Origin of the sequence: Psychromonas aquatilis, assembly GCF_038155185.1 — a bacterium.
In the GTDB taxonomy this organism is placed as follows: domain Bacteria; phylum Pseudomonadota; class Gammaproteobacteria; order Enterobacterales; family Psychromonadaceae; genus Psychromonas; species Psychromonas aquatilis.
This window is the reverse complement of the sequence record NZ_JBAKAZ010000212.1, coordinates 1-256: the sequence shown is the minus strand read 5'-3', so window position 1 is coordinate 256 and position 256 is coordinate 1. Positions and strand designations below refer to the sequence as shown.

Annotated in this window: 1 protein-coding gene; it reads right to left on the bottom strand. The window is 31.2% G+C overall.

Going from position 1 to position 256, the window contains the following annotated elements; translation table 11 throughout:
* Positions 1-38: 38 nt before the first annotated feature.
* On the bottom strand, positions 39-256 hold a 218-nt coding region (locus tag V6256_RS15375), incomplete at its 5' end, for a histidine kinase (RefSeq protein ID WP_341599125.1).

Here is a 256-nt window from a genome sequence, read left to right as displayed (position 1 = left end):
TCCTCAATATCTTGTTTTAAATTACTTCTAAAAAACTGTCATAAATGTAGTATTAATTGACGTGCTTTTTGTGGATCTTTACGTGTCACCGCGCTGATCGTATATAAAGTATTAAACAAAAAGTGCGGATTAACCTGAGCATCTAATAAACGAATCTCAGATTGGCTTAACAAGGTTTGCTGTAGAATATAACGGCCATTTAAAATTTGATTAGAGATTAGTTTTGCTAAGAAAACGCATAAATTACGGATTAATT